The 20,735-nt window shown below is 57.7% G+C and carries 16 protein-coding genes and 1 tRNA gene; 11 read left to right on the forward strand and 6 right to left on the reverse strand.

Annotated features, from left to right (window positions below):
• Window positions 1-57 precede the first annotated feature (57 nt).
• Together ACN08Y_RS05615 and ACN08Y_RS05620 are read left to right on the forward strand one after the other, a co-directional pair.
• Complete coding sequence (locus ACN08Y_RS05615; RefSeq protein ID WP_419112077.1) at window positions 58-1,884, forward strand: ATP-dependent helicase; 1,827 nt, start codon at window positions 58-60, stop codon at window positions 1,882-1,884.
• Entirely contained in the window at window positions 1,885-2,466 is a 582-nt protein-coding gene (locus ACN08Y_RS05620; RefSeq protein ID WP_419112078.1) for a M48 family metallopeptidase, read from the forward strand.
• 100 nt (window positions 2,467-2,566) lie between these two features.
• Here ACN08Y_RS05620 and ACN08Y_RS05625 read toward each other — a convergent pair whose 3' ends face one another.
• The gene (locus ACN08Y_RS05625; RefSeq protein WP_419112079.1) at window positions 2,567-3,973 is read right to left on the reverse strand and encodes a zinc-dependent metalloprotease; all 1,407 of its coding nucleotides are present in this window, start codon (window positions 3,971-3,973) and stop codon (window positions 2,567-2,569) included.
• Between the two features lie 191 nt (window positions 3,974-4,164).
• On the opposite strand from ACN08Y_RS05625, the gene ACN08Y_RS05630 reads away from it, so the two are divergent.
• The 3 genes from ACN08Y_RS05630 to ACN08Y_RS05640 all read left to right on the forward strand — a co-directional run bounded on the left by ACN08Y_RS05630 (window position 4,165) and on the right by ACN08Y_RS05640 (window position 8,769).
• Entirely contained in the window at window positions 4,165-5,250 is a 1,086-nt protein-coding gene (locus tag ACN08Y_RS05630; protein WP_419112080.1) for a PDZ domain-containing protein, read from the forward strand.
• A 138-nt stretch (window positions 5,251-5,388) separates the two neighbouring features.
• On the forward strand, window positions 5,389-8,430 hold the full coding sequence (locus tag ACN08Y_RS05635) for a UPF0182 family protein (RefSeq protein ID WP_419112081.1): 3,042 nt from the start codon (window positions 5,389-5,391) through the stop codon (window positions 8,428-8,430).
• 262 nt (window positions 8,431-8,692) lie between these two features.
• Window positions 8,693-8,769 (forward strand) — tRNA-Met (locus ACN08Y_RS05640).
• A gap of 105 nt (window positions 8,770-8,874) precedes the next feature.
• On the opposite strand, the gene ACN08Y_RS05645 is transcribed toward ACN08Y_RS05640, so the two are convergent.
• Window positions 8,875-9,471, reverse strand: a complete 597-nt coding sequence (locus ACN08Y_RS05645) for a class I SAM-dependent methyltransferase (protein ID WP_419112082.1) — start codon at window positions 9,469-9,471, stop codon at window positions 8,875-8,877.
• A 245-nt stretch (window positions 9,472-9,716) separates the two neighbouring features.
• Here ACN08Y_RS05645 and ACN08Y_RS05650 point away from each other — a divergent pair, with 245 nt between their 5' ends.
• The gene (locus ACN08Y_RS05650) at window positions 9,717-10,145 is read left to right on the forward strand and encodes a LexA family protein (RefSeq protein ID WP_419112083.1); all 429 of its coding nucleotides are present in this window, start codon (window positions 9,717-9,719) and stop codon (window positions 10,143-10,145) included.
• Entirely contained in the window at window positions 10,138-11,415 is a 1,278-nt protein-coding gene (locus ACN08Y_RS05655; RefSeq protein ID WP_419112084.1) for a Y-family DNA polymerase, read from the forward strand. The genes ACN08Y_RS05650 and ACN08Y_RS05655 overlap by 8 nt, the downstream gene beginning before the upstream one ends.
• A 75-nt stretch (window positions 11,416-11,490) precedes the next feature.
• Here the strand turns inward: ACN08Y_RS05655 and ACN08Y_RS05660 are convergent, their stop codons facing one another.
• Window positions 11,491-11,913 carry a hypothetical protein gene (locus tag ACN08Y_RS05660; RefSeq protein ID WP_419104613.1) on the reverse strand — a complete coding sequence of 141 codons (423 nt, stop codon included), beginning with the start codon at window positions 11,911-11,913 and terminating at the stop codon, window positions 11,491-11,493.
• 381 nt (window positions 11,914-12,294) lie between these two features.
• On the opposite strand from ACN08Y_RS05660, the gene udk reads away from it, so the two are divergent.
• Window positions 12,295-12,912 (forward strand): uridine kinase, encoded by a 618-nt coding sequence (gene udk / locus ACN08Y_RS05665; protein WP_419100558.1) that lies wholly within the window; start codon window positions 12,295-12,297, stop codon window positions 12,910-12,912.
• A gap of 116 nt (window positions 12,913-13,028) precedes the next feature.
• Here udk and ACN08Y_RS05670 read toward each other — a convergent pair whose 3' ends face one another.
• Complete coding sequence (locus tag ACN08Y_RS05670) at window positions 13,029-13,742, reverse strand: PspA/IM30 family protein (protein ID WP_419104612.1); 714 nt, start codon at window positions 13,740-13,742, stop codon at window positions 13,029-13,031.
• Window positions 13,743-13,897: 155 nt separating this feature from the next.
• On the reverse strand, window positions 13,898-15,895 hold the full coding sequence (locus ACN08Y_RS05675) for a TPM domain-containing protein (protein ID WP_419110235.1): 1,998 nt from the start codon (window positions 15,893-15,895) through the stop codon (window positions 13,898-13,900).
• Window positions 15,896-16,142: 247 nt separating this feature from the next.
• On the opposite strand from ACN08Y_RS05675, the gene ACN08Y_RS05680 reads away from it, so the two are divergent.
• A complete protein-coding gene (locus ACN08Y_RS05680) occupies window positions 16,143-17,666 on the forward strand; it encodes a S1C family serine protease (protein ID WP_419100555.1) in 1,524 nt (507 codons plus the stop codon).
• On the opposite strand, the gene ACN08Y_RS05685 is transcribed toward ACN08Y_RS05680, so the two are convergent.
• Entirely contained in the window at window positions 17,663-18,130 is a 468-nt protein-coding gene (locus ACN08Y_RS05685; protein WP_419100554.1) for a tRNA (cytidine(34)-2'-O)-methyltransferase, read from the reverse strand. The genes ACN08Y_RS05680 and ACN08Y_RS05685 overlap by 4 nt on opposite strands.
• A 119-nt stretch (window positions 18,131-18,249) precedes the next feature.
• Between ACN08Y_RS05685 and ACN08Y_RS05690 the strand changes: the two genes are divergently transcribed.
• Window positions 18,250-19,482 carry a cysteine desulfurase family protein gene (locus tag ACN08Y_RS05690; RefSeq protein WP_419112085.1) on the forward strand — a complete coding sequence of 411 codons (1,233 nt, stop codon included), beginning with the start codon at window positions 18,250-18,252 and terminating at the stop codon, window positions 19,480-19,482.
• A 32-nt stretch (window positions 19,483-19,514) separates the two neighbouring features.
• Window positions 19,515-20,708, forward strand: coding sequence for a tRNA 2-thiouridine(34) synthase MnmA (gene mnmA, locus ACN08Y_RS05695; protein WP_419100552.1), 1,194 nt, complete (start codon window positions 19,515-19,517; stop codon window positions 20,706-20,708).
• The last annotated feature ends 27 nt before the right edge of the window (window positions 20,709-20,735 follow it).

The raw sequence follows: 20,735 nt of genomic DNA on the forward strand, positions 1-20,735 counted from the left end.
ATAACCGGCCCTGCTCGGGGCCCAATGATACACAGCGAGGGCAAGGGGAGTAGCACCATGAACCAGGACAAACTACGGGCACACCCCATTAGCCTGACCGCCCCCGCCGCTGACAGTATTCTGGAGGGCCTTGACCCCGAACAGCGCCGGGTGGCGACCGAGTTGTCTGGCCCCATGTGCGTTATGGCCGGTGCTGGCACTGGTAAGACCCGGGCTATTACCCACCGCATTGCCTACGGCATCGCTATTGGTCGCTACAACCCACGCGCGGTACTGGCCCTAACCTTTACTAACCGGGCCGCCGAAGAGATGAAGGTGCGCCTGCGCCAGCTCGGTGCTACCGGAGTGGTGGCCCGTACCTTCCACTCTGCCGCCCTAAGCCAGCTCCGCTACTTCTGGCCCCAGGCCATTGGGGGGAGCCTGCCCGAAATCATCAAAAACAAGGCCCAGTACATTATTGAGTCGGCCCGCAGGCTGGGCCTGGCAACTGACCGCGCTATCGTCCGCGACCTTGCCAGTGAAATTGAGTGGGCCAAAGTCTCCATGCTGACCGCAGAGACCCTCATGCCCCATCTGGCCCACCGGGAACTACCCGCCGATATCAGCCCTATCGACATGGTCCGCCTGCTGCGCACCTACGAGGAACTCAAAGACGAACGCAACGTCATCGACTTTGAAGATATCCTTCTGCTGACCGTGGCAATTATCGAAGAGAACCCCGAAATCGCCGCCCAGATTCACCAGCAGTACCGGCACTTTGTGGTTGATGAATACCAGGACGTCTCGCCCCTCCAACAGCGGCTTCTGGATGCCTGGCTGGGTGCCCGCGACGACCTGTGCGTGGTGGGCGATGCCTCCCAGACCATCTACTCCTTTGCTGGTGCAACCAGCCGCCACCTGCTGGAATTCCGCAGCCGTTTTGAGCAGGCCACCGTGGTCAAACTGGTGCGCGACTACCGTTCCAGCCCGCAGGTGGTCAGCCTAGCCAACCGCCTGCTGGCCGCCCGCAAACAGCGCCCTGACTCCACCCGCTACTCCTGGGCGCCCCCCCTTCAACTTATTTCCCAGCGTGCGGAAGGGCCGGCGCCCCAGTGGTTCGAGTACGCTGACGATGAGCAAGAAGCGATCGGTATAGCCGAAGACATTAAAGACCTGATAGAAAAGGACGGCATTCCCGCCGCTGACATTGCTGTGCTCTACCGCACCAACTCCCAGTCAGCCGCCCTGGAACAGGCCCTTAACGACCTTGGCATCAACTACCAGTTGCGCGGTGCTGAACAGTTCTTTGACCGGGCTGAGGTGCGCGCCGCTATCAGCATGCTTCAGGGCGCCGCCAAGGGCGCAGAAGAGACCGACTCTATACCCCAGCTGGTACGCGATAACCTCAAAAACTTAGGCTGGTCACCCAAAGCGCCCCAGCGCTCAGGCCAGGAACGCGCCCGCTGGGAGTCCTTGGAAACACTGGTTTCCCTGGCCGACCGGCTGGTTGCTGAGCGCACCTTGGCGCGTGAACAGGCCCAAGTCAACGGTGCAGGCGAACTGCCCCCGGAGCTCACCCTCTACGAGCTAGTAGCTGTCCTCATTCAACGCTCCCAGCACCGCGACGCGCCCTCCCTCAACGGTGTCACCCTGGCCTCTCTGCACTCAGCCAAGGGCTTGGAATGGGAGGCTGTTTTCCTCTGTGGCCTCAATGAGGGTCTCATGCCTATCTCCTTTGCCCAGAGCAGTGACGAAGTGGACGAAGAACGCCGCCTACTCTATGTGGGCATCACCCGCGCCCGCTCCTACCTAACCCTCACCTGGTCGCGCTCGCGTACCCCCGGCGGTAGGGCTGGGCGTAAGCGCTCACGATTCTTGGACGACATCGCCCCTCAGGGAGTTTAAATGGCTAGCATCCGAGAGGTACTGCCGGCCACCGCGCACCGCCCGGAGATTGAGGTGGTGCGCTCCACCCGCCGCAGGCGCACCGTCCAGGCTCAGCCACTTGAGGGCGGGCGGATTCGCCTGATGGTTCCTGCATCCAGCACACCAGAGGACCTTGAGATTTACATAGAGAACCTGCTCCCCAAAATACAGCGCCGCGTGGCTCGAAAGAAACAGAGCCACCGCAGAGCTATTTCCGATGAGCTTTTGGCTCAAAGAGCTGAGAAACTTCGCCGGGCCTACCTCCCGCAGGCACCGTCTGCCTCATCTATCCGCTGGGTCACCAACCAGCAGCACCGCTGGGGGTCAGCAACACCGGCTGAGCGCACTATCCGCATCTCCCACACCTTGCAAGGTGCTCCTGGCTACGTGCTTGATTCCGTGATTTTTCACGAGCTTTGCCACTTTCTAGAACCCAACCACAGCCCGCAATTTAGGGAACTAGAAGCCCTCTACCCGGAACAGGAGAAGGCGCGTGCCTTTCTGGAAGGAGTGACCTTCGGTCAGCGCGTGCCTGGCACCCCACCCCCATCAGAGGAATAAATAAGGAGGATTATTCATAAGGTAGGCCAGCCCCGGCCAGCAAATTCGCTATGAGCCTGCCTTACCTACCTCGGATCAAATAAACCCCAAGGTTGAGGGCCTAAGCCTTGGGGGAGCCACCACCTTCTGAGCTTTCACCGGGTTCTTCATCGGGCTGGTCGTAGCCACCGGCCAGGAGCTTTTCGAGAGCCGCATCGAACTCATCTTGGCTAGCTGTCAGCAGAGCACGGCGGGAGGCAAAGCCTTCGGGATCATCGAGGTCTTCACTGGTGGGCAGAGTCTCAGGGCCCTGCCAGAGCTGATCACGGGCTTCAAAGCCATGCTGCTCTTCGTAATGCCGCCAGAAAGCCAGGGCTTCGCGCATCTTGCGGGGGCGCAGCTCCAGGCCGACGAGCTGGGCGAAAGCGTGTTCGGCTGGGCCACCGGTTGCACGACGGCGGGCCATAGACTCAGAAAGCTGGGGCGCCATCGGCAGATTCTTGGTGGCCTGCTCGGTAATGAGAGATACCCAGCCCTCAATGAGAGCAAGCAGGGTTTCCAAACGGTCCAGGGCCAGCTGCTGGTCCTCGGTGTGCTGGGGAGCGAACATGTCCCCGGCAAAGACCTCCATCATGGCCTCGGGGTTAGCTGGATCAAAATCAATCTCTTGGGCTGATGCCTGCATACGCTCAATATCAACGCGAATACCGCGTGAGAAGCGCTGAATCAGGCCGATGATGTCCTCGCGTAACCAGGGGTTAGCCTTGTGCAGGCGAATCAGAGTGGCCTCACGCACTGCCAGGTAGAGGATAACCTCCTGGGCCGGGATTTCAAGGCCCTCACTAAAAGCGGCAACACCGCCGGGGAGCAGAGCAGAACGCCCTTGAGCCAGGGGGATCCCGATGTCGGTGGACGAGACAATCTCTTCAGCAAGCTTGCCGATAGCCTGCCCCATTTGCATACCGAACATCATGCCGCCCAGGCCCGCAAAAATATTGCCGCCACCGAGCATGCCGGAAAGTTCTTCGGGCAGCTGCTGCTGTATCGAAGCGTTCATAGCCGAAGTGACCTCAGTAGCTACCGGGCCAGCAATTTCTTTCCAAGTAGCAAACGAGTTCTCCACCCATTCAGCCTTAGACCAGGCTTCGACGCTAAAGGCCGGACGCTCAAAAATGGTGACAGGGTCAAGCCACAAGTCAGCCAGAGCTGCGGCATCTCGTACCGCACCGGTCTGGCTAGAAGTTATCGAAGGGTCCTTGCCCAGGGCCAGTACCTGGCGGGCGTTCTGCTGGGCAAGATCCCAGTTGACCGGCTCATCACTGCTCTGAGCGTTCATCATAGAATTCACCTGGGCAAAAATACCCGAGAACATGGCGGGGTCAAGGGGAAGACCCATCTTGCGCAGGGCATCGGCATCAAAAGCCTGGGCACCGTTCATGGCATTGGGGTCAAAACCCTGCTCACGGAGTTTTTTCAGGAACTCTTCTAGGGGGTCATGACCTGAAGAATCAAAGGGGTGATTCGACACTGCTTGCCTCATTTCCAGAACACGCGGTGGGGCAACAGGAGCGCCGCCCCGCTTTCCCTCTAGCCTACTGGTCTACCTGCCGCAAAAAGTGGCTTTTAGCCCACAGCCAAGTGGGAGTTTGCTGGGTTGAGGGACGAAGCGAATTTTTTACTTGTAATCTTGTTCCTATGGGTTTTTTATCGAGGGAACAGATGGGCCGCCTTGCGCGCAAGCCCCGCATAAATCTATACACGGTGAGCGCAACAGGCCTTACGGGCCTCTCCCTACTATCTTTAGTTATCCCCGTGAACTTTGTCACGGAGTCCCCGGGGCCTACCTTCAACACCATCGGCGAATTCAATAAGAAGCCGCTGATTGAGATTGAGGGCGCAGAGACCTACCCTGTAACCGGCTACCTGGACATGACCACCGTGCAAGTAGCCGGTGGACCCAACTCAACCCTCGGTTCCCTGGGTGCCTTGTCGACCTGGCTGGAGGAATCAACCACGGTGCTCCCCAGCGACCTGGTCTATGACCCCACCGTCACCAGTGAAGAGGTCAGCGCTCGCAATAGCGCCGATATGACCAACTCCCAGGAGGTTGCTCAGGCAGCGGCTCTGACTCAGCTGGGTATCGACTACACCGAGACACTGAATGTTTCTGGCGCGGTGGAGGGTGGCCCGAGTGAAGGCCTGGTTCAGGAGGGCGATATCATCACGGACATCAACGATGAACCCCTCACCAAATATTCCGACTTGACTGACCGGGTTAATGCCTCCGGCGGCCAACCTGTCACCGTAACCCTGAAGCGTGATGCTCAGACCCAGCAGGTAACGGTCACCCCCGTATATAACGATAAGAGCGGTCGCTATGTTCTTGGCCTCTATCTTTCCCGCACTTTTAATTTCCCGCTGACCGTCAAGTACGGACTAGAAGAAGTGGGCGGGCCCTCGGCGGGCATGATGTTCGCGCTAGGTATTATTGACGAGTTGACCGAGGGCGATATGACCGGTGGCGAGCACTTTGCTGGCACCGGCACCATTGAATCTGACGGCACGGTAGGCCCTATCGGCGGCATTGAGCAGAAGATGAAGGGTGCCGCCGATGCCGGTGCCACCGTCTTCCTGGCCCCCGCCAGTAACTGCGATGAGGTGGTGGGCAAGGTCCCCAGCCGCCTGTCGGTGGTTAAGGTGGAGACTCTGGATGAAGCGGTCGAGGCGGTGACGCGTATTGGTCAGGGCCAAGACCCCGCTAGCTTCCCGACCTGCACTGCCCCTAAAGTCGGTGCTGAGAGCTGAAAAGGTAAGCCAGCTCTCGTAAGTCACCCTGTTCTTTGGCAAAATGGTTTCTTATTACACAGCGTCCCCGTATTGATTGTGGCGCTGTGGGACCGAGCCGTTCGCGCGGCAGACACACAAGACAACTAAAGGACATCCGTGAGTACCGGAAACACCCCTCCCCGTTCTCCATCACGCAGGCCCCAAGGTAAGAACAAGCCCCTGGGCATGACCGTTGCAATCGTGGCGGTTCTCGTCATTGCTTTTGTTGGGGCCACCCAGATTTACACCGACGTCCTCTGGTATGACCAGTTGGGCTACCTGCAGGTGTTCATTACCCAGAACCTGACTAAGGGTGCTGTCTTCCTAGGCTCAACCTTACTTGCCGGTCTGGCTATCTGGGCTAGTATGCGCTACGCCTACAAACACGGTGTACCGCAGACCCCCGCCCCCCGGCGGGCATCGGCTCCGCGCATTGACGCTAACGGTGACCCTGTTCCTGATCCTTACGCAGATATCCAGGAAGTGTTCAACCAGAACATGGAGCGCTACCGTAAGAGCATCGATAAGATGCGTAAGCTCATGCTCCTGGTGGTTCCCCTGGTGCTGGGTGCCTTTGTGGGCGCGGGTGCTACCAGCCAGTGGGAGTCTGTGCTCCTGTTTATGAACGGTGAGAGCTTCGGCCAGACCGACCCCGAGTTCGGTCTTGATCTGGGGTTCTTCCTTTTTACTCTGCCTTTCCTTAATTTTGGGACCGGTCTGTTGAGCACCTTTATCCTGTTCTCGGCCATGGCTGGCCTGGTGGTGCATTACTTCTACGGTGGAATCATCGTGGGTGAAAAGGGCATCACCACCACAGTCTTCTTCCGCCGTCATCTGGCTCTGCTGGGTGCCGTCTTCATTCTGGTGCGGGCGGCGAGCCTGTGGCTGGCCCGCTATAACGCTACCCAGGATCAGAGCGGTTCGTGGGCCGGTGCCATGTACACCGACGTGAACGCAATCATCCCGGTTAACGCCATTTTGGCTGTTGCCTCACTTCTGGTGGCTGCGCTCTTTGCCGTGGCAATTCTTAAGGGCAATTTCCGCCTGCCCCTTATTGGCACCGTGGTGCTGGTTGTGACCTCTCTGGTGGCAGGCAGTATTTACCCTTGGGTTATTCAGCGTTTCCAGGTTGTGCCCAACGAGCAGGCGACTGAGGCCCCTTACATTCAGCGCAATATTGATGCCACTCGCGCCGCCTATGGCCTTGACGCTATCGAGGTCAAGAACTACGATGCTACGACCTCCACTGCCGCAGGTGCCCTGCGGGGGGAGAGCGAAACGATTTCTAACATTCGCCTGCTTGACCCCAACGTGGTCTCGGGTGCCTTCGCCCAGCTTCAGCAGTTCCGCCCCTACTACCAGTTCGGCAAGAATCTTTCGGTGGACCGCTACTCCATTAACGGGGTAGAAACCGATACCGTGATTGCGGCCCGTGAGCTGAACCCAGCGCAGAACGCCAACTCATCCTGGGTGAACCAGCACGTTGTCTACACGCACGGCTACGGTGTGATTGCCGCCTACGGCAACCAGGTTGAGGCTGACGGTAAGCCCAAGTTTATTCAGTCCGGTATCCGCGCGACCGGTGCTATTAGCGAGGACTATGAGCCGCGCATTTACTTTGGTCAGAGCTCCCCGGAATACTCTATTGTGGGAGGTAGCGCTGAGGACGAGCCACTGGAACTGGACCGCCCACAGACCACCGACGACGCCAGCGGGAATGACGCCAAGTACACCTTTACTGGCAAGGGCGGCCCCAATATCGGTAACGCTTTTAACCGTCTGTCCTACGCTATTAAGTTCCAGTCTTCTGACATTCTGCTTTCAGATGCGGTACGTTCTGAGTCCCAGATCCTCTACGACCGTGACCCGTCAGCCCGGGTTAAGAAGGTCGCCCCCTACCTGACGGTGGATGGGAACCCCTACCCGGCGATTATCGATGGTCAGGTCCAGTGGGTCGTGGATGCCTATACCACCAGTAATCAGTACCCCTACTCGCAGGCAGCTAGCCTTGAGAGCGCTACCGCTGACTCAGAGACAGCTACCGGTGTCGCGCAGGCTCTGCCCAACAAGCAGGTCAACTACATTCGTAACTCCGTCAAGGCTACTGTGAATGCCTACGACGGTTCGGTGACCCTTTACGCCTGGGATGACCAGGACCCGGTTCTGAAGACCTGGCAGAAGGTCTACCCCGGGACGGTGCGCCCCTACAGCGAGATGAGCGCATCACTGATTGGGCATGTGCGCTACCCGCAGGACCTCTTCAAGGTTCAGCGTGAGGTGCTCAACGCCTACCATGTGACCGATGCCTCAAGCCTGTACGCGCGGGATGATATGTGGTCAATCCCGAACGACCCCACCAACAATAGCGGTAAGCCGCTCCCGCCCTATTACCTGTCCCTGCAGATGCCCGGCGAGGATTCCGCTAAGTTCTCGCTGACCACCTCCTTTATCCCTCAGCAGTCGGATAGCAACACCCGTAACGTCATGTACGGCTTCCTCTCTGCTAACGGTGACGCGGGGACCGGTAAGGACGGCGAGAAGGCCGCAGGCTACGGCAAACTGACCCTGCTGGAACTGCCGCGTTCATCGGTGGTTCCTGGCCCCGGCCAGGCGCAGAACGTCTTTAACTCTGATACTGCGGTTTCGACCGAGCTGAACCTGCTCCGCCAGGGCGCTTCGGACGTTATCAACGGCAACCTGCTGACCCTGCCCGTGGGCGGCGGTATTCTCTATGTCCAGCCGGTCTATGTTCAGTCCTCCGGTGATGCGGCCTATCCGTCGCTACGCCGCGTGCTGGTGGGCTTTGGTGAGCAGGTTGGCTTTGCCCCCACCCTGGAGGAGGCCCTGAACGAGCTCTTTAGTGGCTCCTCAGGTGCTCAGACAGCCGCCGACGCCGGTGTCGATGAGTCCGAGGCCACTCAGGCCACCGGCGGCACCGCAAGTGGTGACAGTGGCACCCTGCAGGGCGCGCTACAGGATGCCCGTAAGGCTATGCAGGATTCGGATGCCGCTATGAAGGCCGGTGACTGGACTGCCTACGGTGAAGCTCAGAAACGTTTGAACGATGCCCTCCAGCGCGCGATTGAGGCTGAGGGTATCGAAGGTCAGGTTTCTGGCGCTAGTCCTTCGGCTAGCCCCTCAACATCAGCTGGTAACTAGCTCGCTCTAGCTGCCCGGTTTCTTGGGCTAGCTAGCCTGGCTTCACCTGAGGGCGCGGTACTCTCCCCTGCGGGGGAGGGCACCGCGCCTTTTGTGCTGGCTAGGTTTCTGGGGGCTGGTTGCCCAGCAGTATGACTGGGCAGATCAGAGAGCCAGGGGCAGGTGAGTTAAGTTTTTGCGGAACTACAAATGTACTCTCACTCACAAATAGTCTTTTCAACTTGCACTGAGGAGTAGGGGTGCGTATAGTTATATGAGTCGCCGCGGGGTGGAGCAGTTCGGTAGCTCGCCGGGCTCATAACCCGGAGGTCACAGGTTCAAATCCTGTCCCCGCAACCAAGACGAAAAGCGTCTCACGGAAGTGAGGCGCTTTTCTTTTTGTCCTTTATCGCAGGAATCCAGCGGGAGAGGGCCTTTTGGGTTATGAACACCCTCCCTATGCAGTTATTCTTTAGTTGCAATAACTGCCCCGTGCGCCCTTGTGCCTGGGTCTACCCGGTGCTCTTGTTTGAGGGTGCTGAACTCGGTTTCTGTCAGTAGGTTGGTGATGAAGCTATCCGGCCAGTACCAGGCTTGAGTTACTGCGTGATCGAATGGCTCCAAGGCTTCTCCTCGGAAATAGCCAATGAGTAAGCTACCCTTCTTGGGGAGGGCCCAGTGAATCAGCTTGAGTTCCTTCTTGAGGTCATCAGGGGAACAATGAATCAACGAGTACCAAGCGAGAATTCCCTGGTAGTCCCCTGAACAAGTGTCGGCAATGGTTCCTACTTCAAAATTATCGTGAGGATATTTTGCCGAAGCGAGTTCTATAAACAGGGGAGTAGGGTCTACCCCTAGTACAGTTTTACCCTGAGCTGCAATATAGTGCGTCCAATGTCCTGGGTCGCACCCTAAATCAAGAATTTTCCCTGAGAAAGATCCACACCATTCCGTGATGAGGTCCCTGTCTGGCTCCTGGGTAGCCCTCATGTCTCCAAGGGCTTTAGCATACTCTTTTGCTCTCATTGAGTAGTCGAAAGTAACTTGATCAAGTGATGCCATGATGTGTCTCCGGGGGCGCTGGGGGCGGACTAAAGGTAAGCGCACACCCAGCATGACACAGGGTAGGTAAATCTTGGAATATTCTCTCTAGCTGTCTCTCCGTTTGGTTATGCTCTCTCGACCCACCTTCCAGGAATGATCTGTTCCTGTAGGGCTTATTTAATGCTCCCTGAACAACCCAGCCCAACCTCAATAATTAGTACATATATTCTACAAATATAGAATATATGTACTATTCTAGGGGTATGAAAGTTACCCTCCTTGCTCGGCTTTACGCGAGTAGCCCCCTGCTGGTTCCCAGCCCCGATGTCGCTGTGCCAGCCGGCTTTCCCTCACCCGCCCAGGACTACCGGGCCACCAGCATCGACCTCAACGACATCCTAATTAGGGACCGCGCGGCCACCTATATTTTGCGCGTCACCGGCTCCTCTATGGTCGATGCGGGGATCGCAGACGGTGACGAAATTATCGTGGATCGCTCCCTCGAACCGGCAGAAGGCTCCATCGTCGTAGCCGCTATCGATGGTGAGTTCACCATCAAACGTTTCCACACCGACCGGGCAGGTCGCGGCTGGTTGCTGCCCGAGAACCCCGCCTACCCACCCATCCCTATCCCGCAAGAATCTGACTTCCTGATTTTTGGGGTTGTGACCCGCTGCCTGCACCATGTCTAACCTGATCTTTCATATAGATATCAATACCTGCTACGTCTCCTGCGAACGCCTGCTCGACCCTTCCTTGGTGGGGCGGCCGGTACTGGTGCTCTCCAACAATGACGGCTGTGTCATCTCTCTTTCGGCTGAGGCCAAGGCGCTGGGCTATCTTATGGGAACTCCCTGGTATCAGGTGCAAGAACGCGCAGAAAGCCAAGGGGTCGCTGTGCGCTCCTCAAACTATGAGCTTTATGGCGATATCTCCCAACGGGTTATGTCCGTCCTCCAAGAGCACGCAGCCGACTTTGAGCAGTACTCCATTGACGAGGCCTTCCTGACCGCGCCCGTGACCCAAGACCAGGCGCACCATCTGGCACACGCTATCAAAGCGGATTTAACCCGCCGGGTGGGCGTCCCCGTGTGTGTTGGGGTAGCCCCCTCCAAAACGCTGGCTAAGCTGGCCAATAAGACCGCTAAAAAGGTGCCTGCCCTCAACGGTGTGTGCGTCTGGGGTCTGCTGCCTGCTGCGCGCAGGCAGGCCCTTCTGGCTGCTCTGCCGGTCTCCGAAGTATGGGGGGTGGGTAGGCGCACAACGGTGCGGCTCGAGAAGATGGGGGTTGCTTCCATCGCAGATCTTGCACAGTCGCCCCCAGAACTCATCCGCAAACGGTTTAGTGTGGTGCTCATGCGTACGGTCCTGGAACTGAATGGGGTCAAGGCTATCGAGCTTGAGCCGGAACGAGCCTTCAAAGAGCAACTGATTTATTCGCGTTCCTTTTCCACCCCCATAACAACCCGTGACCAGATGCACCAGGTACTCAGTATTTACGCTCAGCGGGGTGCTGAACGCCTGGTTGGCCACAGCCAGTTAGCAGGCCTACTCACGGCCTACTGCGGTACAAGCCCCTTTAGGGTGGGTCAGGCTCACTACCCCTCAGTGCAGGTCAAGCTCCCGGGAAAAACCGCTGACCCGCTGGTTCTTACCCGCGCCGCCCTCCGCCTGTTGGAACAGGTAGATACAGGGTATGCCTCCTATGTCCGGGCGGGAATTGTACTCAGTGACCTCGTGCCAGCGAGCCTTAACCTGCCGCTTGAAGGGCTGGCCTATCAGCATGAGGCCCAGGATATCGCCGGCTTAATGAATCGCATACGAGAGCGGTGCGGCCAGGCTGCCGTGGGTCTGGGCCTAGCTGGATTTTCCGCACCCGCAGGCTGGGAAATGAAGCGCGACATGCTCTCACCGCGCGGGACAACTCACTGGGGTGAGTTAGTCCCTGCCAAAATCACCTAAACATGCGGTAGGCACACAACCGGCCCCGCAGGTAAAGGGCGGGGCCGGTTTGAAAATTGCTGTGGGGAAGCCTGGTTAGGCAGCTACTGCCCAGTGTTCTGAGAGCTTTGCAGTCAGCAGGTTGCGCAGAACAGCGACAAAGGGTGCTGGGATACGGCTGAGCCGGTGACCATTAAGGGTGAGAGTATGACCTAGCAACGGGAAATAGCTGAGCTTGGCCTGATCCAGCGTTTGAAGATCAAACGAAAGGCTCTGCCCGGTCTGGAAAGTGTTGCGGAGCAGAAGTACACGTTCGTTGGTAATCACCATCAGCGTATCGCCCAAGCCACTGTATTTGCCGACAACAAAGTCCACAACAGTCTCACCGCGAACCATACTGTCCGCCATGTGGAGGGCCTTGTGGAATTTCTTGAGCCCACCGTGAGATGAATGACGCTTGACAGCGGAGCTGAGCGAGACGTTTGAGTACCTGTCGGTAACCCAACTTTCAAAATGCATAGCGGGCTTCCTTGTCTGAGGTGTACGTGTTGTTAGTCCTCTAGACACTATACACACATTATGTCCCCTAAAAGGTGGGTTTTTCTTATTTTTTGTCCCCAAAAGCGAGAGTTTGGTCTAGGTCCTGGGTTATTTTGTGGGGTAGGTAGCCGGGGTGGGTGCCATATGTTTTAGGGTGGGGGTGGCTACTGACAAGGAGATATATATTCAGAATTCTTGGTCAGATTCAGCTAAACCAGCGGCAAATGTCTCTTCTTGGCCTGATGAAAGGTCGCGTAAAAATATGATCAAGCGCTTGACTGTACGGTGTGTAGATAGAGGCGGAACCATGCCACAATAGAAGGCGATGGCAACCTCTCACTTCTAGGGCTGGGCAGATTCATGAAACCACTGATTATCGGTATTGCTGGTGGCACCGGTTCGGGTAAAACAACCCTCACCAACTCCTTACTAGAGCGTTTTGACGGCCAAGTAGGGGTAATCTACCACGATAACTACTACAAGAGGAATGACCACCTCACCTACGATGAACGATGCCTGCTGAACTACGATGCACCGGAGGCTTTCGATAACGACCTGCTGGTGCAGCACCTCAAAACACTGCTGACCGGTCAGAGGATTGAGACGCCGGTCTATGACTTTGCTACCCACAACCGCTCCGATGAGACCATGGAAGTGGCTCCCCAGCCTATCCTTATTCTCGAAGGGATCCTGATTTTTGTGGAGCCCGAAATCAGGGAACTGTGCGATATCAAGATTTTTGTGGACACCGATGCCGATGTTCGCATTCTGCGCAGGCTTCGCCGAGATGTCATCGAGCGTGGCCGCACCATCGAATCGGTCGAGAGCCAGTACCTCACCACGGTCAAGCCTATGCATGAGCTCTACGTGGAGCCGTCCAAGAAGCATGTGGACATGATCATTCCAGAGGGCGTGAACATGGTAGCGCTCGATATGCTCTACCACCGGATTACCGGCCAGATCGAATCTGCACCCTAGAACCAGCGGGGGAGGAGCAACCCAGTACCTGACCCGCCCCGAACACCGAGGGGCCCGGCGGCTCGCACACACGCGAACCCACCGGGCCCCTCTTCACAGCTTGTTATTGTTTAGGCCTACTTGCCTGCCTTGAGGGCAGCCAGACGAGCCTCTAGTTCGGTCTGCTTACCCAAATCTTCAAGGTCATTGAACTGGGCATCAAGTGAGGAAGCCGCCAGTTCCTGCTCACCGCGTACACGAGCTTCTTCGCGGCGAACTTTCTCTTCAAAGCGGGAAATCTCGCTGGTAGGATCCATGACGCTGAAAGACTTGAGCGCGTCATTGACCTGGGTTTGAGCGGCTGCAGACTTCTGACGGGCAGCGAGCTCATCACGCTTACGGGTGATCTCGCTAAGCTTTTCCTTCATCTGGGTCAGACCGGTCTTGAGCTGCTCCACGACCTGGGTCTGAGAGTCAATCTGCGGCTTGATAGAAGAGGCCGTGTTCTCTGCCTGGAGCTGGCGGCCCAGAGCCATCTTGGCCAGATTATCGAACTTATCGGCGTTAACGGTGTCGCCTGCGGCGCGGAACTCATCGGCCTTGTTGGAAGCGGCCAGAGCCTTTGAGCCCCATTCGGCTGCTTCACGGAGGTCTTCGGCGTGGTCCTCTTCCAGCAGGCGCAGGTTGCCGATGGTCTGAGCGACAGCCTGCTCGGCTTCAGCGATATTGTTGCTGTAGTCACGAACCATCTGGTCCAGCATCTTCTGGGGATCTTCAGCCGCATCAATGAGGGAGTTGATGTTTGCTTTGGTGAGCTGGGCGATACGGCTAAAAATGGTTTGCTTGGCCATGGAGTATCTACCTTTCGGTGGAGGGGTAAGCGAGAGCAGGCTTGCTACGCTCTAGTTTCTATTGTGTCAATAACGGTGCCTATTTGGGCCCTGGTGGGTGTGGGTTTTGCTACGTCCTGAGCGAAAACGGGCTGAGCCCGGCGGTGGCAGGAGAGCTAGAAATTACCGCCAGCACCGCCACCGCTACCGAAGCCACCGCCACTGCTAAAGCCGCCGCCGCCGAAGCCGCCGCCGAATGACCCGCCACCCCAGCTACTGCCGGAGCTACCCTGGCTACTTCCACCGCCTAGCAGAGTTCCCAGAAGAATACCGCCCAGCATTGCTGAGTTGGACGTGTTGCCCCTGTAGCCCCTATTGTTTTGGCTAAAGACATTAACGTCGTTTTCAGCAATACGCTGGGCATCTGTTGCCAGGCGGATCGCATCATTGGCATGGGAGAGGGCTGTGACAGGGTCTGAGGACTGAAGTTCTTGGGCTTCAGCCAGGTGACGTTCAGCTTCCCGTAGACGGGTCCGGGCTTCTGCCTTGACCCCGCCCCGGCGAGCCCACACGTATTCACCGGCTGAAGATACCCGAGCCTGGGCGGAGAGAAGCGTATGAGCTAGCTTCTCACGGGCGTTTTGCTCCTGCTCGTGAACCTGACGGACACCTGCTAGGGCCGCATCAAGTTCTGAGCGTACCTCGTGCAGGCGCTGATTGAGCAGGTAGGGGTCGATCAGGCCACCCGCGCGCTCAGCACGAATCTGACCGAGCACAGCCTGCACACCTGCGGCGGCACCCGATAGTTGGCTACTGCTTCCCGCGCCTGTACGAGCTAACTCTTGAGCCTGAGCAACGTCGCGCTCAGCCAGAATGAGGGCATCGTCGAGGGAGGCTGCCATCTTAGCTAGGTCAGTTTCGGCGTGGTGCACAGATTCAAGGAGCCCCTTGGCCTGGCCCAGGGCCTCTTCGCCAGCACGGAGCTCCAAGATCGCTTGGCTCCTATCGGTTGCCAAAAGCTCCTGGGCCTTCTGAGCTGAGCTACGGGCAAACTCAAGGCGTGACTGTGCTTCTTCGATGTTGTCGGCTATAGCCCCGTAAGCGCTGGGGGCGTAGAGGCCTTTGAGCCTGCCCAGAGCTGCTTGAGCGGGGGCGAAGAGCGGGTCAGCTGCCCTGATCTGCTCCTTGAGAGTGGTAAGCACCTGGGGCGCATTTTCTTCGAGCTTTCGCAGCTTGGTAAAGTTCTCGACCTGCTCGTTGAGAGAGGCCTGGGCTTGCTGGGTTCTGCTGATAATCTCTGTCAACCAGGCTCGCTGGTCGGCCTCGGTATCGGGGATATCGTCTTCAAGCTGTTTCTGGAGCTGGAAAGACTGCTGCATATGCTCTTTGGCGGCCTTAATAGCGTTCAGGAAGGGCGCTACTTCCTCCTCCCCGTACTGGAGGCGCGCGAATTCAACTTCTTGTAAGGAGTGGGCAATAGCGTCATCGGTGCTCACAAGTTGCTGACCGGCCTGGGTTCGTAGCTCTGCTAGGGAGGGCAGGGGGGCCTGCGGTGCCGCGGTGCCACTTGGCTGACCTGCATGAGGGGTTTTAGACGAACGTTTTCTGCTCCACAGCAGTGCTCCTGCACCGCCCAGAACACCAACGCTAATCAGTGTGGTTGCTCCCACCGCTACAGCCCCGGTGGAGGTGCCTGCGGCCCCGGATCCAAGCTGGGACTTTATCCCGGTGACTGCGGCCTGGGCGGCGGCCTTGTAATCAGATTTTGCTAGCTCAGGGTAGATGTAGTCCTGATAAATTTTTTCTTGCTCTTTGGCGGAGAGTAGCGAAGTTGAGCCTGCTAGGAAGTAGGCTTGGCGGTCCTCAGTAGCGATGACCAGGACAACATCGTTGGTTCCCATGTTGTTGAGAGATGCAAATTTTTCAACCCACTGGCCCGATGAGGTTGGGCTTTCAAAAGCATCAATTGTTACGACGAAAAGGTTGACCTGGTCATCGGTGGCAAGTTGCTGGATAGATTCTTTGAGGGCGGAGGTGTCCCCCAGGGATGAGGTGGTGTCGCTGACTCTTACCCCCGCATCCAAATCGTAGGGGGCGGCTGCGAAAGCGGCGGGCATAATACCTAACCCAAGGGAAGAAACCAGCAGGGCTGTGGCAAGGTGCTTGCGGGGCATGGGAACTCTTTTCCGGGGAACAGGCAAACGGTATGGACTATATTCTATCCTTGGGGCTGCCATCTTGGGCAGAGTTCTGGCTGAGGCTCACAGATGGTACAGGGCCCCGCTCTTGGGTTTTCTCTATGGAACCCTGCAGTCAACATACAGCTTAGTTACATCTCTATCCCAGAACTGTGAAGCATAGTAGAAGCAGTTGAAAAATATGCGAGTAAGTAATTCGCACTAAAGAAAGTTGTTAACTGCCATGTCGAATAACCCTTGGGAACAGGAAAACTTGCAGTCTGCTGATGACCGTACTGTGCCACTTAACAGCGAGCACATTCAAGCGGTGGGTGCGCAGCAAGCACAGCCCCATAATGCGCAGAACCCGATTCAAGGCCAGGTAGATCCGAGCTCGGGAGCTTCCTACCAGCAGCCGGCACCGGCTAGGGGCGCACAACCTGCACATAATCATCAGGGTGCATCAACAGCCGGAAGTTATAACTATGCACATGCAGTGCAGGGACAGCCCCCTTCCGCGCAGGCCTACCCGCAGAACTACTATGCGCAGGTGGCCCCTGCTAAGAAACACTCCACTACGGCTCTCATTTCTGCGGCCGCTATTGCGGCTCTGATTGGCGGTGGCGTGGGCGGCGGGGTAGCGGCTACTCTGGGAGCACTGGGTTCGGCAAGCATCACCAGGACCAGCGCCGGAACCACTATCGTCAATAACACCGACTCGGTGAACGCCGTAACCGCTGCTGCCGCAAAGGCTATCCCCTCGGTGGTGACTATTTCCGCAAACACTAGGAGCGAAGCGGGATCAGGCTCCGGGATCATCCTGGATGACCAGGGGCATATTCTCACCAACACCCACGTGGTCACACTGGACGGGGCAACTTCTAAGGCAAACCTAGAAGTCCAGCTCTCAGATGGTAACGTTCGTGCGGCCACGGTGGTAGGAACTGACCCGACCAGTGACCTAGCGGTCATCAAGATAAGTGATACTAGCGGGCTGAACCTGACACCTGCAAGCCTCGGGGACTCGGGGGCACTGAACGTGGGTGATACGACCGTTGCTATCGGTGCGCCCCTAGGGCTTTCAAACACGGTGACCACCGGTATTGTGTCCAACATGGTGCGAACCATCGAGGTGGCATCCTCAGCCGCTAAAGACTCCAACAGTGACTCGGGCAGTAGCGACCCCTTTGGCGGATCCCCTTTCCAATTTGAAATGCCAGGCCAGCAACGCTATTCCAGCTCAAATACCTCCAGTATCTCGCTTAATGTCATCCAGACCGATGCCGCAGTTAATCCCGGCAACTCTGGTGGTGCGCTGGTTAACTCTGCCGGTGAGGTTATTGGCGTGAATGTGGCTATCGCTTCAACCGATACCAGCACTACTTCTAGCAGCGGCAATATTGGTGTGGGTTTCGCAATCCCTATTAACTATGCCAAGCGTGTAGCCAACGAAATTATTGAGAGTGGCTCAGCTAGCCACGGCATGCTGGGGGCTTCTGTCACTACATCACCGGCCAATAAGGACGCTTCAGAGTCCTTTGGCGATGGTGCCCTGATCAAGGAGGTTACCAGCGGAGGTGCCGCTGAGAAAGCCGGGCTGGAAAAGGGCGATGTAGTTACTGCAGTTGATGGACGAACCATTAGCGAAGCAACCGAGCTGACAGCCGCAGTCCGTGAGGCCGCTGCCGGTCAGACTGTTACCCTCACCGTTGAGCGTAAGGGGTCTTCCCAGCAGGTTGAGGTGACCCTGGGGCAGGCTACCTCCTAGAGGGTTCCTCCGGCGTAGCCGTGCTGGCGCCAGGCCTCAAACACCGCGATAGATGCGCTGTTAGCCAGGTTCAGTGAACGGCGGCCCGGGACCATAGGGATTTTGACACGCTCGGTGATGTGCTCATCGTCCTGAACATACTGGGGGAGACCCACAGATTCAGGGCCGAACATGAGCACGTCACCGGGCTTATAGTCTATCTCGGCGTAGTTTGTTGATGCCGTTGTGGTGAATGCAAAAACTCGGGCGGGGGCCAGCACTTCCCAGGCGTCTTCAAGGGTTTCGTGGACGGTCATGACCGCTAGATCGTGGTAGTCCAGGCCCGCGCGGCGCAGATGGGCATCCTCAAAGTTAAAGCCTAGGGGCTTGACCAGGTGCAGTTCGGCGCCTGTGATGGCAGCTAGTCGGATAGCGTTACCGGTATTGCCGGGAATTTCGGGGGCATAAAAAAGAATTTTAAACACCCCACCAGTGTACGTGCCCCCAATACCTTCCACCGTGAACCACCCCATAGAGGTCAGAGCCCGGCGGGGAGTATGATGGAGGGCTGATACTTTTCGCCCACGCTTTGAGAGGCAGGCCTATGCCCCGGGTCTACATGGACCACGCCGCCACTACCACCGTTCTTCCCGAAACCGTACAAGCGGTGACCGAACAAATGTTCACAGGCGGTAATCCGTCATCTCTCCACTCAGCTGGCCGCCGTGCCCGTGCGGCAGTGGAACAGGCTCGTGATCGTGTTGCCCGTGCCCTCAACTGTGACTCTGCGGAGGTTATTTTTACCTCGGGCGGGACCGAAGCCGATAACCTAGCGGTCAAGGGCCTCTACTGGTCGAGGACCAAGGCTAACCGAGCCGCCTGCAGGATTATTGTCTCGGCGATTGAACATCACGCGGTAGGTGATGCTGTGGAGTGGCTAGAGACCCACGAAGGTGCTGAACCCGTGTGGATTTCTCCCAACTCAGAGGGCATCATTACCCCCGAGGCTGTTGCCCAGGCTGTGGGGGAGAGCCCCGATACGGTTGCGCTGATCACAGTCATGTGGGCTAACAACGAGATGGGAGCAGTCCAGCCTATTGCTGAGATCGCCCAGCTGGCCGAAAGCCACGGTATTCCTTTCCATACCGATGCGGTCCAGGCTTTTGGTGCCCTAGATATTGACTTCCGGGCTTGCGGTGCCACGACCCTGGCTATTTCCGGGCACAAGATTGGTGGCCCCATGGGTGTGGGTGCCCTGATTGCTACCCGCACTGCGCCCCTGGCTCCTCTGCTTCACGGTGGCGGGCAGGAGCGCTCTGTGCGCTCCGGTACCATCGATGCCCCCGCTATCGCAGGTTTTGGTGTGGCCGCTCAGTCTGTGACTAACCACCGCGCAGAAGAAAGCCGCCGACTGGCGAATCTGCGGAACCTGCTTATTGAGGGTGTGCGTCATGCTATCCCCGAAGCCACCCTCAACGGCCCCGAACCCGAAAATTCTGAGCAAATCGCTGACGGTGCTTTCCGCCGGCTCCCGGGAAATGCACACTTTACTTTCCCCGGGTGTGAGGGCGACTCTCTGCTCTTCTTGCTCGATATGGCCGGTATTGAATCATCGACAGGTTCCGCCTGTAACGCCGGTGTGCCTCGACCCTCCCACGTTCTTTTGGCTATGGGAGTGGATGAGGGAATTGCACGGGGGGCCCAGCGGTTTACCTTAGGGCACACCAGCTCAGAAGCCGACGTGCAAGCCCTGCTTGGGGCTCTGCCCGCGGCTTGGGAACAGGCTAAAAAAGCAGGCATGGCCGCCCAGGCCCCTGACTCCCAGCGCTGGAACTAAAGACTTTTTGACAACCTATAAGGAATGACCCCATGAAAATACTTGCTGCTATGAGTGGCGGCGTAGACTCAGCCGTAGCCGCCGCGCGCGCTGTTGAAGCGGGCCACGATGTGGTAGGCGTACACCTGGCGCTTTCTCGTATGCCCGGAACCCTCCGCACCGGCTCACGCGGCTGCTGCACTATTGAAGACTCTATGGATGCCCGCCGGGTCTGCGACCAGCTCGGCATCCCCTTCTATGTCTGGGACTTCTCCGAGCGCTTCAAAGAAGATGTTGTCGATGACTTCATCAGCGAATATGAACAGGGGCGGACCCCCAACCCCTGCATGCGGTGCAACGAGAAGATTAAGTTTGCTGCCCTGCTCGAGAAGGCTGTGGCCCTGGGCTTTGATGCCGTTGTGACCGGCCACTACGCCAAGGTCATTACTACCGAGGGCGGCAACCGCGAACTGCACCGTGCTGCGACCTGGGCCAAGGACCAGTCCTATGTTCTGGGTGTGCTGACCCACGAACAGCTCAAGCATGCCTGGTTCCCCTTAGCCGATACTCCCTCCAAGGATCTGGTGCGTGCTGAGGCCGCCGAACGCGGGTTCTCCGTGGCCAAGAAGCCGGACTCCTACGATATTTGTTTTATCCCCGAGGGCGATACTCGCGAGTGGCTCGAAGAGCACATTGAAATGACCGAGGGCGCTATTAAGGACACCGAGGGGCGAGTACTGGGCACCCACCGAGGTGCTCAGGCCTTTACCGTGGGCCAGCGCAAGGGCCTGGCTATTGGTCACCCTGCTGCAGACGGTAAGCCCCGCTTCGTGCTTGAAATCCGCCCCAAAACTAATGAGGTTATCGTGGGGGGCAAGGACCTGCTTGAAATTGACGAGATTCGCGGTATCCGCGAAACCTGGGCAGGCCTACCCGTCCAACAAGCCGCACACTTTTTGGCCCTTGACCCTGTGGAGGGCGCACAGAGTGGGTCTTTTGAAGTGACCGCCCAGGTGCGGGCACACGCAGATCCGGTGCCCTCCACCGCCCACCTAGAATGGGTTGCCGATGATGAAGCCGCTGAGCCTGGTGCCCTGCGCCTAGAGACCGTGGTGCGCCTGCACGATAAGCTTCGCGGCGTTGCCCCCGGGCAGACCATGGTGCTCTACCAGGGCACCCGGGTATTGGGCCAGTCCACTATCGCTCGGGCCTACTCCCTGGACCGCGCGGACATCACTGCTCCCTAAATTCACGTTCCATACCGTGAAATGATG

Source organism: Rothia sp. P5764 (assembly GCF_048512965.1).
Taxonomy (GTDB): Bacteria; Actinomycetota; Actinomycetes; order Actinomycetales; family Micrococcaceae; genus Rothia.

What these genes read in the sequence shown, in the direction of transcription:
- ACN08Y_RS05615 (WP_419112077.1), top strand. Translation starts at nt 58, where the DNA reads ATGAACCAGGACAAACTACGGGCACACCCCATTAGCCTGACCGCCCCC.
- ACN08Y_RS05620 (WP_419112078.1), top strand. Translation starts at nt 1,885, where the DNA reads ATGGCTAGCATCCGAGAGGTACTGCCGGCCACCGCGCACCGCCCGGAG.
- ACN08Y_RS05630 (WP_419112080.1), top strand. Translation starts at nt 4,165, where the DNA reads ATGGGCCGCCTTGCGCGCAAGCCCCGCATAAATCTATACACGGTGAGC.
- ACN08Y_RS05645 (WP_419112082.1), bottom strand. Translation starts at nt 9,471, where the DNA reads ATGGCATCACTTGATCAAGTTACTTTCGACTACTCAATGAGAGCAAAA.
- ACN08Y_RS05650 (WP_419112083.1), top strand. Translation starts at nt 9,717, where the DNA reads ATGAAAGTTACCCTCCTTGCTCGGCTTTACGCGAGTAGCCCCCTGCTG.
- ACN08Y_RS05655 (WP_419112084.1), top strand. Translation starts at nt 10,138, where the DNA reads ATGTCTAACCTGATCTTTCATATAGATATCAATACCTGCTACGTCTCC.
- ACN08Y_RS05660 (WP_419104613.1), bottom strand. Translation starts at nt 11,913, where the DNA reads ATGCATTTTGAAAGTTGGGTTACCGACAGGTACTCAAACGTCTCGCTC.
- udk (WP_419100558.1), top strand. Translation starts at nt 12,295, where the DNA reads ATGAAACCACTGATTATCGGTATTGCTGGTGGCACCGGTTCGGGTAAA.
- ACN08Y_RS05670 (WP_419104612.1), bottom strand. Translation starts at nt 13,742, where the DNA reads ATGGCCAAGCAAACCATTTTTAGCCGTATCGCCCAGCTCACCAAAGCA.
- ACN08Y_RS05675 (WP_419110235.1), bottom strand. Translation starts at nt 15,895, where the DNA reads ATGCCCCGCAAGCACCTTGCCACAGCCCTGCTGGTTTCTTCCCTTGGG.
- ACN08Y_RS05680 (WP_419100555.1), top strand. Translation starts at nt 16,143, where the DNA reads ATGTCGAATAACCCTTGGGAACAGGAAAACTTGCAGTCTGCTGATGAC.
- ACN08Y_RS05690 (WP_419112085.1), top strand. Translation starts at nt 18,250, where the DNA reads ATGCCCCGGGTCTACATGGACCACGCCGCCACTACCACCGTTCTTCCC.
- mnmA (WP_419100552.1), top strand. Translation starts at nt 19,515, where the DNA reads ATGAAAATACTTGCTGCTATGAGTGGCGGCGTAGACTCAGCCGTAGCC.